Annotated in this window: 16 protein-coding genes and 1 pseudogene; 7 read left to right on the forward strand and 10 right to left on the reverse strand. The window is 40.9% G+C overall.

Features of this window, described 5'->3' with window-relative positions:
• Positions 1-112 precede the first annotated feature (112 nt).
• The 5 genes from MLE13_RS08530 to MLE13_RS08550 form a co-directional block, all read right to left on the reverse strand.
• On the reverse strand, positions 113-469 hold the full coding sequence (locus MLE13_RS08530; protein WP_240749300.1) for a hypothetical protein: 357 nt from the start codon (positions 467-469) through the stop codon (positions 113-115).
• A 52-nt stretch (positions 470-521) separates the two neighbouring features.
• Positions 522-1,076 (reverse strand): restriction endonuclease, encoded by a 555-nt coding sequence (locus MLE13_RS08535; protein WP_240749301.1) that lies wholly within the window; start codon positions 1,074-1,076, stop codon positions 522-524.
• A 104-nt stretch (positions 1,077-1,180) separates the two neighbouring features.
• A complete protein-coding gene (locus tag MLE13_RS08540; protein WP_240749302.1) occupies positions 1,181-1,774 on the reverse strand; it encodes a hypothetical protein in 594 nt (197 codons plus the stop codon).
• Entirely contained in the window at positions 1,755-1,994 is a 240-nt protein-coding gene (locus MLE13_RS08545; protein ID WP_240749303.1) for a hypothetical protein, read from the reverse strand. Before MLE13_RS08545 ends, MLE13_RS08540 begins: the two co-directional genes overlap by 20 nt.
• 142 nt (positions 1,995-2,136) lie before the next feature.
• Positions 2,137-2,547, reverse strand: a complete 411-nt coding sequence (locus tag MLE13_RS08550) for a hypothetical protein (RefSeq protein WP_240749304.1) — start codon at positions 2,545-2,547, stop codon at positions 2,137-2,139.
• A gap of 471 nt (positions 2,548-3,018) precedes the next feature.
• On the opposite strand from MLE13_RS08550, the gene MLE13_RS08555 reads away from it, so the two are divergent.
• Positions 3,019-4,011 carry an MsnO8 family LLM class oxidoreductase gene (locus tag MLE13_RS08555; RefSeq protein WP_240749305.1) on the forward strand — a complete coding sequence of 331 codons (993 nt, stop codon included), beginning with the start codon at positions 3,019-3,021 and terminating at the stop codon, positions 4,009-4,011.
• Between the two features lie 83 nt (positions 4,012-4,094).
• On the opposite strand, the gene MLE13_RS08560 is transcribed toward MLE13_RS08555, so the two are convergent.
• Both MLE13_RS08560 and MLE13_RS08565 read right to left on the reverse strand, forming a co-directional pair.
• On the reverse strand, positions 4,095-5,747 hold the full coding sequence (locus MLE13_RS08560) for an SWIM zinc finger family protein (RefSeq protein ID WP_240749306.1): 1,653 nt from the start codon (positions 5,745-5,747) through the stop codon (positions 4,095-4,097).
• Positions 5,748-6,037: 290 nt separating this feature from the next.
• Positions 6,038-6,466 (reverse strand): hypothetical protein, encoded by a 429-nt coding sequence (locus MLE13_RS08565; RefSeq protein ID WP_240749307.1) that lies wholly within the window; start codon positions 6,464-6,466, stop codon positions 6,038-6,040.
• Between the two features lie 252 nt (positions 6,467-6,718).
• On the opposite strand from MLE13_RS08565, the gene MLE13_RS08570 reads away from it, so the two are divergent.
• Positions 6,719-7,228 carry a hypothetical protein gene (locus tag MLE13_RS08570; RefSeq protein ID WP_240749308.1) on the forward strand — a complete coding sequence of 170 codons (510 nt, stop codon included), beginning with the start codon at positions 6,719-6,721 and terminating at the stop codon, positions 7,226-7,228.
• Between the two features lie 240 nt (positions 7,229-7,468).
• Here MLE13_RS08570 and MLE13_RS08575 read toward each other — a convergent pair whose 3' ends face one another.
• The 3 genes from MLE13_RS08575 to MLE13_RS08585 form a co-directional block, all read right to left on the reverse strand.
• Positions 7,469-8,794, reverse strand: a complete 1,326-nt coding sequence (locus MLE13_RS08575; RefSeq protein WP_240749309.1) for a PQQ-dependent sugar dehydrogenase — start codon at positions 8,792-8,794, stop codon at positions 7,469-7,471.
• A gap of 354 nt (positions 8,795-9,148) precedes the next feature.
• The gene (locus MLE13_RS08580; protein ID WP_240749310.1) at positions 9,149-11,419 is read right to left on the reverse strand and encodes an ATP-binding cassette domain-containing protein; all 2,271 of its coding nucleotides are present in this window, start codon (positions 11,417-11,419) and stop codon (positions 9,149-9,151) included.
• Between the two features lie 219 nt (positions 11,420-11,638).
• A complete protein-coding gene (locus tag MLE13_RS08585) occupies positions 11,639-12,199 on the reverse strand; it encodes a CGNR zinc finger domain-containing protein (RefSeq protein ID WP_240749311.1) in 561 nt (186 codons plus the stop codon).
• 140 nt (positions 12,200-12,339) lie between these two features.
• Between MLE13_RS08585 and MLE13_RS08590 the strand changes: the two genes are divergently transcribed.
• From MLE13_RS08590 to MLE13_RS08610, 5 genes and pseudogenes are all read left to right on the forward strand, one after another.
• Positions 12,340-12,990, forward strand: a complete 651-nt coding sequence (locus MLE13_RS08590) for a peroxiredoxin-like family protein (protein WP_008432634.1) — start codon at positions 12,340-12,342, stop codon at positions 12,988-12,990.
• 320 nt (positions 12,991-13,310) lie between these two features.
• Positions 13,311-13,994 carry a hypothetical protein gene (locus tag MLE13_RS08595; RefSeq protein WP_240749312.1) on the forward strand — a complete coding sequence of 228 codons (684 nt, stop codon included), beginning with the start codon at positions 13,311-13,313 and terminating at the stop codon, positions 13,992-13,994.
• Between the two features lie 192 nt (positions 13,995-14,186).
• On the forward strand, positions 14,187-15,740 hold the full coding sequence (istA, locus tag MLE13_RS08600) for an IS21 family transposase (RefSeq protein WP_240749313.1): 1,554 nt from the start codon (positions 14,187-14,189) through the stop codon (positions 15,738-15,740).
• Complete coding sequence (gene istB, locus MLE13_RS08605; RefSeq protein ID WP_240749314.1) at positions 15,737-16,480, forward strand: IS21-like element helper ATPase IstB; 744 nt, start codon at positions 15,737-15,739, stop codon at positions 16,478-16,480. The genes istA and istB overlap by 4 nt, the downstream gene beginning before the upstream one ends.
• 295 nt (positions 16,481-16,775) lie before the next feature.
• Positions 16,776-17,249: pseudogene (locus MLE13_RS08610) on the forward strand (hypothetical protein); the annotation flags it as partial.

The following is a 17,249-nucleotide window of genomic DNA, read 5'->3' on the forward strand; positions in this document are numbered from 1 at the left end:
CTGTATTAGTTGTTATTAGAATTATTGATGTACTTATCAATAGAATATTACACGAAACGCCGCTTTAAGAAAATCCCTTCTCTCTAAGCGGCGTTTTGTGTAATATACAATTTTATGATTTCATTTCATTAATAATACTTTGAAGACCTGACAAATTACCTTTTCCTAAAGTTGCGTAATAATTTATGTGTTTTTGTACAGCATTCAATGCATTTAGATAATAACGTTCACCAAAGTCTTTTCGAATATTCTCTAGTAAAAACTTGTTTGTGTCGTTATTAAATGCCCGCTTGTATTCTTCCCCATCCATCATAGCCAAAAATATTGTAATGAAAGCTTGAGCAGATCCTTCATTCATTCCTGATAATCGATTAATCTCGATTTTCCCTTCAGTTCTTGTCAATTGGCGCGAATACACTTTTATAGCCACTTTATACGCTTCTTTAGTCATTGTCATCGTAATTTTCATCGATACCCTCCTCATGGTTCTAGTTACCATTTCCGAAAAAATGCTTCTAAGTTCATCCAACTCTTTTCGCTAGTAAGATTTCTATGAGCTCATCACGGTTTACCAACTTCACTTTATTGCTTCGCGCTAGTTCTGCAGCTGCTTTTGTAAAGAAACTGTTTGTGACAACCCAGGCTTCATTAGCCCCGTAATGTAGCTTCGCCGCCGAAATTTCCTGCACAGCTTTGATCCCAACATTGCTTTTATATCGCTTTGCTTGCACAGCAATCTTTTGCTGGCCTTTTTCTAGAATTAGATCTGCCCCGTAATCTCCAGTATAAGGTGTTTTTTTAACGCTATAACCTTCAGTTATGTAACGCAAGCGTAAAAATTCTTCAAACTCTGCCCCTGACATCGCGTCCACCTGCAACATCCCTGACTCACTCAATCTCTTCTTTTTCTTATGTTGGATTGTCTTGGCGACTATCAACATACTTAGAAAGCAAAAGACGAAGACAGTAATGGTCGCTGCAATAGATTGTGTGTAAACATACGTAACTGCGCTGCTAAATATCATAATTCCAGACAAAAACTCCGTTAAATTGTCTTTCTTCTTCTTTCTTGCCATGGTTTACCGCCCTTCGATACAAATGTACTAAGTATTTTGTATTAATTTCTTATGCCTTACGTTCAGCTACTTATAGCACTTATTTCATAATGTATCTCTTCTTTTTATATATTTTTAAAATCCAGCTTGTCCAATCCTTCAAATACTTTAGAACGTACATCCTCAGGAGATTTCACATCAAACAGTGGAATATCCACAGCCTCCAATTTTTCAAAACCGGAATGCTTCTTCTTCAAATTACCTCCAGATAAGATAGACCATTTATTTTCATTGTGGGTGATATCAAAATCATCTTCATAGAACGGCGTATAGAATGTCCAATGATCAGATACTGCTGGCAAGCGCTGCCAAAAGGATTGGTCAAACTGGTAGCGAATAATGGATAACATCGGCAAGTTTTCTCCATCGTCATTTGTTAAATCCACCATTACGCCATACCATGGCAAGTCCCGAATCTCTTCTATGCTGCTAGGTACGGTTTCTGCTTTTACATAGAGCTTGATGAAGTTTGTTATCAGCCAGCCATGTGTATCCGTATCGGATTTATACCGCATGAATCTCGGAGTGATTGTGACATACCCCTGTTCTTCTCCCACACGATCGAGCTCTTGAAAGAGAATATTCAAATTCTCGTATGTTTCCTTCAATAAATTTGCTGCTTGTATAATATGTTCGCCTTTATTTTGAACCATAGACATACGCTTCTTCCCCCTGTTCAAATTTTAGTTCTGGCCAAGACCATATTCCCTTGTTCTGTACTTTCTCGTTTTGATATTGATATGGCAAATGTTGAATTGCTTTATCAATATAGACATCATTTAGAAACCCAGTAAAACGCTTCAAGCCTTTCACTTCCAATAATGCTTCCGCATCCTCAAGAATTAGCTTTTGAGTTTCACCCTGTGCAGTTTTTTTCATGTTTCCGATTTTTGTATGTAGGTCTTCCCAATTTGCGAATCCCATCGTGACATCTGGTGAGATTTTGTATCTAATATCATATTGTTTCTGGACTGTATTTCGAATGGGAAATGGAGCTAAGAAAATAAGATAGCCTTTTCGTTTACCTGTCCGTTTTTTCAATCATGCAAGAGTATTTGGAAAGTTGATGATGACTCTTGTCGTAATCCAATACCTCTCCGTAGTCATCTTCTGAAGAAATGCCGCTTTTATATTTCACTTCAATACCTACAAGAAAACTTTCAAACTCCAGCAATAAATCAATTTCACCTTTTACGTGTTGCGGCCAGAAATTATACGTAACTTCGAAGCCTTTTTGCGCAGCCAAAAACATTTGCCAAGTTTTTTGATGCTCTTCATCAGTAAACTCAACTTGCTCTAATATGCCTTGCAATCCTTGCTCAAATGGCAAATACCGCAGCGCTCCAAAAAAGTCTCCAGTCAATTTATCTTCTAGTCGATCAGTCAAATTGCTCCCTGAAGCAGAAATCTTTCCTTTGATCTCACTAATCATTCGCATCTCTTCTTTCAGTTTAAATTCACGTATTAATTCCCATCATCTTCATTCTATTTAGTAAGTATATGAGCATTTTTAACCAACTCAATTAATAAGTAAATAGTATCATATTAGAAAACCAAAATATAGACTTGTTTCCATTTTAATACAAATAAATATCTTGAAACCTTGATAATAGCTACATATGCTATAAATAATTCATAGGCTCAAATCACAAAAATACATATCGAAAAAAGATGATTTATCACTATTCCACTTCGTTTATACGATCGCTCAAAATGAAAAAACTACACTCGCAATGTTGGCTTAGCAAGTGTAGTTACACAGCGACACAATTTAAATCTAATCCACTACTCTCCATAACTTGTACGAATAAAAATCATTAAGACAAAAGAAAGGATTTCGATACGCCAGACTGCTATACTCCTCAATGAGCAAACTTGCAGGGAAAGAAAGGAAGTTATCAAAATGAAACTAAGTGTCTTAGACCAAGCGCCTGTTACGACTGGAAACACAGCGGAAGCAGCGATACAAAATGCGGTGGAACTTGCGGTTCTTGCCGACTCTTTAGGCTACAGCCGGATGTGGATGGCTGAACATCATGGCTCCAGCGCATTTTCCAGCTCCGCACCTGAAGTCACGGCCGCATACTTGAGTGCCAAAACAACGAATATTCGCATCGGTACAGGCGGTGTGATGATGATGCATTATTCACCGTTAAAACTGGCAGAAGTCTTTAAAACATTGGCTGCACTTGCGCCAGGCCGGATCGATTTCGGCGTTGGTCGCGCGCCCGGTGGTGACCATAGCGCCATGTACGCTTTGGCTCAAGGACGCCGCCCGATGACTGACGACATGTACGGAAAATTCGACACCGCATTAAAACTGATCAACGACGAAATACCGGAAGAGACACTGTACAATAAAACCATTGCGGCTCCGACACATATTCAGTTGCCAGAAGCGTGGTTACTCGGTTCAAGTGGCAACAGCGCATTAGAAGCAGGACGTATGGGCGTCGGCTATTCATTCGCCCAGTTTTTCAATGGTGGCATGACGAAAGACATTTTAGCTTCTTACCGTGCAAATTTTAAACCGTCTGCGTTTATGGAAAAACCCGAAATTTCGGTATCGTATTTAGTGACAACAGCTGAAACGGCCGAAGAAGCAGAATACGAAGCATTGCCACAAGACATTTCACGCCTCATGTTGATGAAAGGTCGGATCATGCCTCTCATGACACCCGAAGAGGCACAAAATTCCGCGTTAACTGAAATGGACCGCATGCAAATCAAGGAAAGCCGTAACATCCATTTAGTCGGTTCCGCCAAAGACGTCGCCGATCAATTGCAGCGAGAACAAATGCAATATAGTTTTGAAGAAGCCATGATCTGCAGCATTCCGCATTCCCAGGAAAAACGATTGGCTGCTTATCAACTATTAGCAGAGCAATTACTGTAACTGATGAATTTCATAAATAGGCAAATGAAAGCCGGATCGGTTCGGTCAACCGATCCGGCTTTTTCTTCATTATATTATTGCTTCTACTCAATCTTCCCCAACTCATCCAACAACGCGGTCCGTTTCGGATACATAAACTTCAGTTCTTTAATCAGCCCTGTTGCCGCCTCAGCTCCAAGTGCTTGTTGGAAACCCTTAATTTTTTGGCATGCACTCCAATAGGCTTTTCGGTTGGAAGCTTGTTCGATCACTCGGTAAATATAGCTTGTATAAATCTCGTTCACTTCGTGCGGGTAATCATTTAGTAAATGCGGGTGCAGATGTTCGATGGCAGCGACATCTTTCTGGCAATAATCGAGCAGTTCACCAAACCTCTTTTCATCAATCAAAATGCCAAGGTAAAGTGGACGACATCGTGGATGCATTTTCATTTCCTCAAGCATCTCTTCCATTTTTTTCGGCCATTCTTCCACAGCCACCAAACTTCTCAACTTATAATAATATTCTTCTTCCCCATCCACCGCGAATTGGAAGCTGAGGTTAATCATCTCCGCTGTGTTGCCCATTCCCTCATAGGCTCGAAAGCGCAGCTTTTTCCATTCATGCACCAACCCAGGTAGTTTCATATCTAGTTGTTCTGACTCGGTACACAACTGGATTGCTTTCTCGTATTGACCAGCATCTAGCGCTTGCTGGACCTGCGCTTTACGAACTTCGGGATAACGACCATGCTCCACGTAAAACGATTCAATCGCTTGCTGGTCCTCGGCCTGTTGTAAAACTACGAACTGGCACATACGGAACCGCTCTTCGGTATATGAATACGACTTACTTTGCATTTCCTTACTGCTAATCACGTTTTCAATAAAATCATAGAACTTATCCGCGAAATCGCCTTTGTCATTCCATTGCAATACAGATACCAGCAAATCACCCGCAGCGTCTGTAATATCTTTTTCTAAACTCGAAAGGATATGCGGATAAAGCAGCTTGAGCATACCATCCACAGTTGAATCGTCGAGTCTTCCCGGCCAGTCTGCTAGCGTTTCGTTAATCTTCTCCAGACTTTCATAAACGGCAGAACTAATTTCGCCAGCTGAGTCATCTGCCCTTAACAACATTTCGCTACATTCCTCGATAACGATCAAACTGAGGCGAATCATTTTCTCAGCATCTTGCTCTATCTGCAAGCTATCTACATACTCTTGAACTTCCTCTGCCCCTTCAATCGCCTGACTTGCCCGGTCCCATTCGATAAATCCGCTACGACTCGCACGGTTAGCCGACTTCTGAATAATACGACGTGCCCTTTGTTCATCCATACCGCTTGCATTCGAAAATTTCTCTGTTAAATAAAGATTTACTGCTGGCTGCTTTTGTATCAACTCTTCTAAGATTTCTAGCAGCTCTGCTTTTTTCAATGCTTTTAACTGCACTAACACATCCGTGTTAGTCGAACTATTTTCTTTTTTAACTTCACGAATCGCGAGACACACCGCGACTTCATGCTTGCACAGTGAATCTGATTCAAATGGGCACGTACAAGAAGTCCACGCCACGGACTCCTCACCCGACAGCTTGACCATCACTTCATAATCTTGGGTACCCGCTACAAACGCATGCCAGCGATTCGGCGCATCTTCCGCCAGCTCTTTCACAAAATCTCTCTCAAAATAATCCAAGCCGCGCTTGTAAAGCACTGCCGGCACATAGGTTTTTAAATTATTTAAGTTCATGAGAATTCCCCCTGCGTCGATTATAACCTGAAGAGGATTGGGGTTGCAGGAAGTTCTTTTCGGAGTAGCCGAATAATTTATCATAAATAATAAGACTAATAATATTCCTGAAACTTATTTCCAGCAGCTCCCTGATCGCCCCTGTGCATCACACAACTTATATGAATGAACAAATATAAATAGCCACATCCACAACATTGATGCAGCAGGTGTGGCAATCTATAGGATATAAATGGTCGTATATTGTCAATATCATTTAAAATTATTTCTTACAAAGGGAAGCGGGTTGATCATGTCTCTCGTTTTTCGATAAGTTTCCAGACAATCATAATTACTGGAAGCACAGCGATAATAAACAAAAAGAAGGGAAAAAATATCGCTGTCAAACACAAGATAGAAGTAAACGTCAGCAGGTTCCGTGGCTGATTTTTGACTTCGATCAAACCCATCAAACCCAGCATAATCAAGCTAAAAAAGCTGATGAATCCTACGACTAGCTCTAAGCTTAATCCAATCGTATGTTCATAACTTTCGTTCGGGTAAATCCAATCGTAAGCTAAATGCGCGAAAAACAAATCTATGATTAACAAAAGAAGGCCGCTCGTTTGGAAAAATACTTTGCTTTTAATCGACTTACTCTTCTTGAACAATATGATTAATGCGATGTTGCCAAGAATTATTACACTCCAATTAATAAATAGAAATGGCCAAGGATTCAATTTCCGTCTCCCCCTGCAATGGTTATAAAAGGTAATTTAAATAAGAATACCATATTAAAATTCCATAAAATGCATTTTTTCAATTTGTAACACGCTTGATTTCAGGCATAACGTGGCCATGTATAGAGTATAAATTATCGTGTATTGTTAGAATCGGTTAGAATTGTTTCGCTCCTAGGGACGAGATTCTTAATCAGGGATGTAGAGTATTGTAAAATATGGTAGGGTTAAATAATTATAGGAGGTTTTTTTATGAGAAAGATTCTTTTTGCTTCTCCCTTCATAATTCTAGCAGCTGTAGCAATCTTAATTGTTTTAGTGAACATGGAGGAAAGCGAACCTGAGAGTACCGTTTATGCAGGTGAGCCTGAAAAACAAGAAGTCACTCGTCAGGATAGAGAAAAATATAGACGAAATGACTCAACAAATCCTACTAGCAGATTCTATCAAGTAGAAGGCATTCCAGAAGTAAATTTCGAAGAATTTATTGAAGTCATGAAAGAAAACCTAACTGCTAATCGCGGTCTCAAAGGCCATCTGTTATGGGTAGTTATGTACATCAATGAATTTAAAGATGAAATTGTGGATTTAGGAATGTACTCAGAATTCAAGGAACTTCAAGAAACCGCTTTTGAATTAGTAGTCATTGATAATGGATTTAGTAAAGAAGAAGAGGAAGTTCATCTTGACGAATACGAAAAGAAAGTTAATGACATCTATGCAGAACTGAAAACAGCTAACTTAAAAGAAGACGCCGAGTAAACCTGTGATCTCAGAGTGTTCCTGTGTGGCTTACAATTTATAGTCTAATTTCGCTGTCCGCAGTTCTATGGGTCCACCAAGTCATTTCAATCATACCACCTTTATACCTATAATCTGCACAGGCAACAAAAAAGAAGCCGGCAATCATGAATTCTCATGATTGCCGGCTTCTTTAATATTGTTAAGCGCCTTAAGCTAATAACATCAACATAAGGTTAGCTGCTTTTAGAGAACAATAACTTATTCCCCTGCTGCAGTAATCTTGTAAATCTTACCACCATCAGTGATGGAGATAAGCGCGCCATCCTCGGTGACAAGAATATCACGGAAGCGTTCGTTTTCATCCGTTAACAGACGTTCTTCTCCAACGATCATGTCATCTTCAATAATGACACGTACAATATAGCTCGGCGCTAAAGCTCCGATGAATAAGTTGTTTTCCCACTCAGGAATTGCGTCGTTATCATAGAATGCCATACCACTTGGAGCACTTGTTGGATCCCAATAATATCGTGGTTCCACAAAACCTTGCGCCTCATGTTCTGAAATGCCATCATTGATTAATTCGCCCGTGTACTCGATACCATAAGAAACAATTGGCCATCCGTAGTTATTACTCGGTTCAATAATATTCAGTTCATCCCCAGCTTGTGGACCGAATTCAACAATCCATAAGTCTCCTGTTGCAGGGTTGTAATCTATACCTTGAATATTACGGTGACCGTAGCTGTAAATACCATCTAGTGCTTCTTCATCTTCGACAAATGGATTCGACTCTACTGGTTCTCCGTCTTGTGTAATGTGAATGACTTTACCTAGATAAGCATCCAAGTCTTGTGCACGTTCACGAATTGGATCATCTGAACGCTCACCCGTTGTTAAGAATAGATTGCCTTCCTCATCAAAGATAATACGTCCACCATAGTGTAGTGTACCTTCATATGCTGGTGTTGCTTGGAAGATAACTTCAAAATTTTCAAGTGAGGTTTCATCTTCTGATAACATACCTTTACCAACAGCAGTTAAAGTGCCACCTTCAACATCTTGAGAAAACGTCATAAAGACTAATCGGGATTCGTCAAAATCAGGTGCAACCGCTACATCAAGTAAACCACCTTGATCTTCATTATTTACTTCTGGTGTACCTTCGATTGGATCTGAAACAGAGCCATCTTCAACGTTTACAATCAAAAGTTCTGCTGCATCTCTTTGCGTCACAAGTAAGCGATTTGGTTCAAACTCTGCCATACCCCAAGAGACGCCAAGACCCTCAACAATAACTTCTGTTTCAACTTCTGTTTTAGTCTCTACTGCAGGTGCTCTTGTTTGTTCTGGAAATGCTGGTTCAAACTCCGTAACTTTTGGTTCAGTTTCTGCGCTTTCATTTGTGCCCTCTTCAGTGCCTTCTTCTGTTTCAGTATCCTCGCCAGCACTTTCTTCTGCAGGAGCATCCGAGTCATCCGTTGATTTTTCTTCTGCAGTATCATCATTACCACATGCTGCTAAAGTCAATACAGACATCAGCATTGCAGAGAACATTAATTTTGACCACGAAATTTTCGTCATCGTTTTTCCTCCTCTTTTTTAAAATTTAACTGAGTAACTATTAAATTCAGTTCTCAGAAATCAAATACCCGAAATTGATTAAGAGTTGTCTATCCTAACTAAAAACTCCTTTATAAACGTATTTTCCCTTAAACCTACTCCAGCAAACCGATTTTTTAACACAAATGAAACATTTGTAGTATGTGTTCGATTTGTTCCGTACAATTCTTACAAATTTATAGAGGGGAATAAAATCAAAAAGCTGCACCCCCTTTTTTCATGTGGTAGGTGCAGCAATGTATAGTAAATAAATTGGCGTGTATTATTTTCTGCACAGGAGCGCGATTTTATGCCGCCTCACACAGAAAAATCTTTTCATCTCTCCGCATCTTTTCTCAGCCACTTCGCCGTCACCGTATCCGACTCGAGCATCGCTTCCGGTGTTCCCTCAAATAGGATTTCTCCTCCTCTTTTACCTCCACCTGGACCCATTTCGATGACCCAGTCGCTTGCCGCGATAAAGTCCAGATTGTGCTCGATGAGGATCACCGAATTCCCTCTGTCAACAAGTCCCTGGAATACAGCTAGTAGATGGGCATTGTCTTTTGTGTGCAATCCCAATGAAGGTTCATCGAGCAAGTAAATCTGCCCTTCTTTTTTCAGGTGACTGGCGAGTTTGAGGCGCTGCACTTCGCCGCCGCTCAACGAACTGGTCGTTTGCCCGAGTGTCAGGTAGCCCAAGCCGACATCTTTTAAAGTATCCACTTTTTTGACGATTTTCGGCATCTTCAAATAATGATTGGTTTCGTCAATCGACAGTTCCAAAATCTCCACAATATTTTTACCTAAGTGGCGATACGACAGCGACTCATCGGAATAGCGCGTTCCTTTGCATGCTTCGCAAGTAACGGTCACGGGATCCGCGAATGCCACGTCCGGCGTGGTGACGCCTTTTCCTTCGCAAACAGGACAGGCTCCTATTGAATTAAAACTGAATAAGCCCACAGGCTGCCCTGTTTCTTTGGCAAGAATCGAACGGATGTCATCCATGATTCCCATATAAGTCGCGAGTGTCGAACGGCTTGATGTTCCGATGCTGCTTTGCCTCACAGCGATGGTTTCGGGATAATTTTCTATAAATGCGTCAAACATTAACGAACTCTTCCCAGAACCCGAAACACCGCATACAGACACCAGCACGTTTTTCGGGATTTCCACACTTACATTTTTTAAGTTATTCGCAGATGCATTGTTGATCGAAAAACTGTTTTCTACCTGTCGCGGGGTTTTATTGACAGCGACTTTATGGTTTAAATCAGTGATTGCGGATGCTTTCTGCAAGCCTTCCTGCGCGCCTTGATAAACCACTCGACCGCCGGTGACACCTGCACCCGGACCCATTTCGATAATTTCATCCGCTGTTTTAATGACGGCCAAATTGTGCTCGATAACGACGACAGTGTTGTAGTTGTCTCTCAAGCTTTTCAGCATGTGCGTCAGCTTCTCGATTTCTTCTGGATGCAGCCCGGCACTCGGTTCGTCGAATATATACGTGATGTTGTTCAGACTGCTGCCCAAGTGGCGCGCAATTTTCACGCGCTGTGCTTCCCCTCCGGACAAAGTGCCCACTTTTCGCGCCAAACACAAATAGCCAAGTCCCAAATCAACCAGCTGCTTGACTCCTGGTAACACCTGCTGCGCAATCGATGTACCAACCGGATCGTTTATTTTCGCCAGTTCACCCAGCAAATCCGTCATTTCAAGCCGGTCGTATTGCGCGATATTCAGGCCGTTGATTTTGCTTTCCAGCACTTTCGGATTCAACCCAGAACCTTCGCAGGTCGGACACAGTGTACGTGCCGTCACCGCCAGCACATCGTCCTGCGACGTTACTTTCAGTTTTGAGAGGTCGCGATTAATGTACAGGCGGATAAACCGGGGAAGAATGCCGTCCCATTCGATATCTCGATTGCCTACTTTGTAATAATAAGTACTGAATGCTCGCTCGCCTTCCCGCGGACCGTAAACCAGAAGATTGTATTTTTCTTCCGTGTAATCCTTGATGGGAAGATCGGGATCAAACAAACCACCGTCCACCATCCATCTGCCTTGCCAGCCGGGCGGCGCGAGAGGTCTGAATCTCACCGCGGACTCCCGAAGCGACTTCGAATGATCGATGAGTTTGTGGACATCCGGCGCAATGATTTCACCGAGTCCATTGCACTCCGGACATTTGCCGAAAGAGCTGTCACTCGAGAACTCAGCGGCTGAGCCGATCGGCGGGCTGCCAATCCGCGAAAACAGCAAGCGGATCAACGGATCGATATCCATATAAGTGCCGACCGTCGAACGCGAATTTCCTCTTACCGGTTTCTGTTCGACAACGACCACCGGACTTAAATGCTGCATCAAGTCGGCACGCGGCCTCTCATACCTCGGCATCTGGTGCCGGATATACAGCGGGTAATTCAGTGTCATTTGCCTTCTGCTTTCTGTCGCTAATGTATCAAAGACAACCGAGCTTTTGCCTGAACCCGACAGACCGGTAAACACATTTATCTTCTCTTTCGGGATGTTCAAATCGACATTCTTCAAATTATTTTCCTGCAACCCTCTCAGGATGATTTCATCTCTTTTTTCTGCCATGGTGAACTGCTCCTTTTCTGATCAAGTCAGGTAACTAACCTATTGATATAAGCGTTCCCTGTTTTGGTCCCGTTTACACAAGCGTTTATTGGATGAGGAAATGAATAAACTAGAAAAGCCACACCCGCAGTTTTTATGCTGCAGGTGTGGCTTTGTATAGAATATGAATTTTCATGTATTATCAAAATCGTTTGGAATTTTTTTGCACAGGGGCGTGATTTATATATTTCCTTTTTTCGCGTAATGTTTGCGTGCTTTTTCACGATTCCCGCAAACTTCCATTGAACACCATTTCCTTCTGCCGCTCGTATCGACAAAAAAAGCATAGCAAAGTGAGCTCTCACATCTTTTAATCTTTTTAAAAACACCTTGTTGAAAAGCTTGGATCATTTCAAAAGAAAGCAATGCCAGAAACCCCTCTGTGCCTCCTTTGCTCGGCACTGATGTAAATGTTTTATCGATAAAAAGAGGGGCCTCTTCGGTGTAAGTGGCTAAAGAAGCGAAAGGAATTTCATTCCCTTCCGGCACAGACAAATACCCCCGCCATTGATCACGAAATTCTTTTACCCGCTTCACATCAATTGGGGACTTGTGAAGCTTTTCTGCTTGCTGCTGATTCAGTATGCCTTGCTGCGTCATAAACGAAAGCCAATCTCCCAAGCCATTCTCTTCATCAAGAAAGTCCGTCACAGAAACTTTTTTGATGTTAATCGTATTTAAAAAATTGATAAACAAATACTGACTGACAAAGGAATATCCTGTTTCCGAATTATTCTCCATGTGAATCCTCCTTCAAACAGAATGATTGACTTACATTCTAACATACCGTAAAGTTCGAAACTAACCGCATAAAACATTTCAAATAGTTAGACATAGAAGCGGTCAATACAATCAATAGATGAAAAGGGAGTTTTTATTTTATGACAACCAATATGAAGAACGATTTTGAGCAATACGTAGAGAACTTTAAAGCAACAGCGCCTGCAGAAGTCCAAGAGAAAATGCAAAATGCTTTGGAAGAATTAGAAGCATCGAGCGCAGAAAAAGGATTGAAGAAAGGTGAGAAAGCGCCAAACTTCAACTTACCGAATGCAACTGGCGAAACAATCGAGCTTTATGAACAATTAAAGCAAGGGCCAGTCGTCTTAACGTTCTATCGCGGAAACTGGTGCCCATTCTGTAATATGGAGCTGCGCGCGTACCAACAAATCATTGGTGACATTCACGGACAAGGCGCTGAACTGATTGCCATCAGCCCCCAAACTCCTGATCAGTCCATGTCCATTCAAGAAAAACACGACTTGGAATACATCGTCTTAAGCGATGAAAGCAACGAAGTGGCCAACCAATTCAACCTGGTCTATCAATTGCCGGAATACCTGATTGAAACGTATAAAGAAATCGGACTCCGCGTCGACCAGCATAACGGTGACGATACGTGGACGCTTCCTGTATCAGCAACTTACATCATCCAAACGGACGGAACGATTGAATTTGAATACACCAAATCAGATTACAAAGATCGCTACGAACCTTCTGATGTACTGGAAGAACTAAAAAAACTTAAGTAAGTTAATTGGAAAAAGCTATCCCGAAGTCATTTACTGACTTTATGGGATAGCTTTTTTTACCTGAATTTTTCTATTTGGGTTATTTCAACGGTACAGTTGCCTGTGTCGTAAACAATTCACCCAGAATTTATATAGATGAATAAAATAGAAAAATCACAACCGCAATATTGGGGCCGCAATTATAGTTTTTGGTTGAAATCGTTTAAAATTGTTTTTTTCTTGAGGCTACGATTTTAATTTAAGCAGATTTTGAAACTTAATGAGTGTTTAACGCGTATAAATAAATGAATTAACCCACTACTGAATACGGAGGAAAAAATTTGATAATTAACGCTCTATATGAACACTACTATAGTTTTAAAAGAAAACGTGGTTATGAAGTTATTGGCTGGGGATGGAGTTTGATTTTCTTAGCTTTAATACTTTGCACAGCGGCGATAGGTATATACTTGTTAATGAATGGAAAATGGTGGTTAACTATTGTTTTCATATTTCTATATATAATTTTAAAGATTATCTCAAGAAAAACCGATGTAATTTTAGAAAAATCTTCTATAGAAGATACTCCAAAAGCCAAGTCTTTAATTTTGAATTTCCTACAAAAGAATTATAAGTTTGAAAATCCGATTTCTTATAATGAATTAGCAAAACAATTACAATCTAAGGCTGAAAAAAATAAAGTGACTTTTGATTTGAATCCTTATATTAATATGACCCTTCCTGTATTTGTACTTATTCTATCATTAATATTTCAGAATTCACCAGAAACTTTCCAAGAAATTATAGTAATATCTCTCGTAGTATTGATATTCAGTCTAAGCATAAATCCAGCTGTAAATATTTTTAGCGATATTTTCTTAAATAGCAAATATGAAAAAATAATGGAATTATCTATTTTGGTTCGCGAAATCTATTTAGATGAATTAGCAAATGAATGTAAAATCAATAAAGAACTTAACGAAAATAGCCAATTAATTAAAGTTGATATGTATTTCAATAACTAATCCCCTTCTTAAAACGATTATTTACAATATTTTCTAAATTAATTGAATACAGCCAAGAAAATATACCACCTCTGCCAGATTTCAGAGCCACTTCGGACATGAAGTAGAGCCACCTCTGCCTTTAAGAGAGCCACCTTCTGTATACTTAGTTTGCGCAATATTGCGCAAATTGAATGTACAGGAGGTTTTTTAATGCTCAAGTATCGAGATATCCTACGGCTTCATGCGCAGGAGGTGAGTCAACGGAGTATCGCATCGAGCTGTGGTTGCTCTAGAAATTCCGTATCGGATGTCTTGAAACGGGCTGGTGAGGTGGAAATCACATGGCCTTTCGAAAACGATATCTCCGATATCGAATTACAGACCATGCTGTTTCCTGAGAAAAACAAATCGGATGCACGGAAGCAACCGAACTATGAATCGGTCCACAAGGAACTGGCGAAAAGCGGGGTAACCCTATCATTGTTGTGGCATGAATACGTGGAAGAGTGCCGGAGCCGAAAAGAGATTCCCTATAGCTACCGTCACTTTTGCCGTTTCTATCATCGCTTTGCCACTACTACTAAAGCAACGATGCGGATTAAGCGCAAACCAGGAGAAGTGATGGAAGTGGACTGGGCCGGGCAAACGACTTCGTTAACAGACAATCTGACGGGCGAATCGATTCCCGCCTACGTCTTTGTGGCCACCTTGCCGTGCAGCCAGTACACCTATGTAGAAGCGTTCTTATCCATGGATATGGAAAGTTGGATAACCGCACACCTTCATACCTATCATTTTTTTGGCGGAGCGACACGTATACTCGTGCCGGACAATTTGAAAACAGGTGTAGACAAAGCATCACGAACAGATCCTACGATCAATCGAACCTATCATGAAATGGCCGAACATTACCGCACTGTAGTCATGCCGGCCAGAGTCCGACATCCAAAAGATAAACCCAGTGTCGAGGGCGCCGTCGGCGTCATTTCTACGTGGATCATTGCTTCCTTGCGTAACCAGCAGTTCTTCACTTTGCACGAATTGAACGGAGCCATACAAGAAAAACTCTCTGAGTTTAATCAAAAAGAGTTTCAGAAGAAAAAAGGAAACAGACATTCCGCTTTCCTGGAAGAGGAGAAGTTCGCGCTTCTAACCTTACCTGCTTCCCCGTACGAGTTGGCCACTTGGATGACAGCCACTGTACCATTCGATTATCACATAGCTGTCGATAAAATGTATTATTCCGTTCCCTACGAATACATTAAGTACGTCGTCGACATCCGAGTCACCACCACGATGATTGAAGTGTTTTATAAAAGCTTTCGAATCGCCTCTCATATGCGGCTTCGGGGAAAAGAAGGAGAACCATCGACCATTCCAGAACACCGCCCAGTCCATCACAAACAATACGTCGACTATAACCGGGACTATTTCTTGGCATGGGCAGAGACCGTTGGTCTCCACACATTGACTACTGTGAAAGGCATTTTGGCTTCCTATAAAGTTGAAAAGCAAGCACTCAAATCCTGTTTGGCCCTATTCAAGTTAGCTGATCAGTATTCCGTCGAACGTATCGAAAGTGCTTGTAAAAGAGCTTTGGAATATTCAGCTCGCCCCAATATCAATAGCTTGAAGACCATCTTGAAGACTGGACAGGATAAGCTCACGACCAGCTCTTCAACCGAAACTGCTAAAAAGGAAAATCAAGTGAATGCGCATGGCTTTACTCGTGGTGCTGCATATTATGGGAGGAAAGAAAAATGACCAATGAGAACACGTTAACCAAATTACATGAGATGCGCTTAAATTCGATGGCAGAACAGTTTAGTAATCAGTTGCTCAATCCAAAATACCAGGAATTATCGTTCGAAGATCGATTCAGTTTACTGGTGGATGTGGAGTGGTCACGCAGAAACAATAATAAACTGGACCGGCTGATTAAAACGGCGGCTCTTCGGTACACCCAAGCGTGCGTAGAAGATATTGAATACCACGCGGACCGTAAGCTGGACAAAACACAGATCCTTCGGTTAGCTTCGGGTGATTACATCCAGAATCGACATAACTTAATCATTAAAGGTGCTTCCGGAAACGGGAAATCTTATCTGGCCTGTGCCTTCGGCATAGCTGCTTGTCGTCAGTTCTATCAGGTGAAATACATTCGTCTTCCGGATCTCTTGGATGAGCTGGCTGTGGCACGTGGAGAAGGAACCTACCAGAAAACGATGAAAGCTTATAAGAAAGTGAACCTGCTCATTATCGATGAGTGGCTGTTGACCTCTCTAAGAGAAAATGAAGCCCGAGATGTATTGGAAATTGTAGAAGCACGACACCAAGTGGCTTCCACCATCTTCTGTTCGCAGTTCGATACACAAGGGTGGTATGAGAAAATTGGTGAGGCAACACTGGCGGATGCCATATTGGATCGCATCATTCACGATTCTTACAACCTCTTTATTGATGGCAAGATTTCGATGAGAGAACGCCACGGGATTCAAGAATAGGTTAAAAAAAGTCACTACCGTCAGGTAGTGGCTCTCTTGTTGTCTCAAGTGGCTCAAAAATATGGCATAAGTGGCTCATTTCGTTGGCTGTATTCAATTAATTAAGCGTACTCAGCGAGCATTTTTTGGATGCTTAAAAATTCGGAAATTTATAATACTCAACAATTTTATTTATAGTATAAGAATTGAATAGACAATATTACTTAAATACAAACTTAAAATTCCCACAATATATATACTATATTTTTTTGATTCAAATTAACTTTTCTTAATAAATGAGAGGTGTTGGTCTTAGATGTTTGATTCGAGTATTCAAGAATTTTTAAGAACTTATGTAAAAGGTATACAAGATTCAAATGCAGCAATTTTTGCGGGTGCCGGCTTATCCCGTCCTGCTGGCTATGTAGATTGGAAAGAGTTATTGAGAGAAGTTGCTGAGGATATCCAACTTGACATTGATCAAGAAACGGATTTAATAGGAATAGCTCAATATCATGTTAATGAGTTTCAAGGGAGAGGCAAGTTAAATCAACTACTTATTGAAGAGTTCACCAAAGATATAACTACGTCTGATAATCATAAAATATTATCTCAGCTTCCCATAAATACATACTGGACAACAAAATATGACCAGTTGATTGAATCGAATTTAGAGGTCGCGGGAAAGAAAGTAGACCGAAAAATCACTGCTGAAAACTTAAGTTTTTCTGTACCTGGAAGTGATGCAATTATTTACAAAATGCATGGAGATAGCACATTACCGCACGAG

Origin of the sequence: Planococcus halocryophilus, assembly GCF_022489025.1 — a bacterium.
GTDB lineage: Bacteria > Bacillota > Bacilli > Bacillales_A > Planococcaceae > Planococcus > Planococcus halocryophilus_A.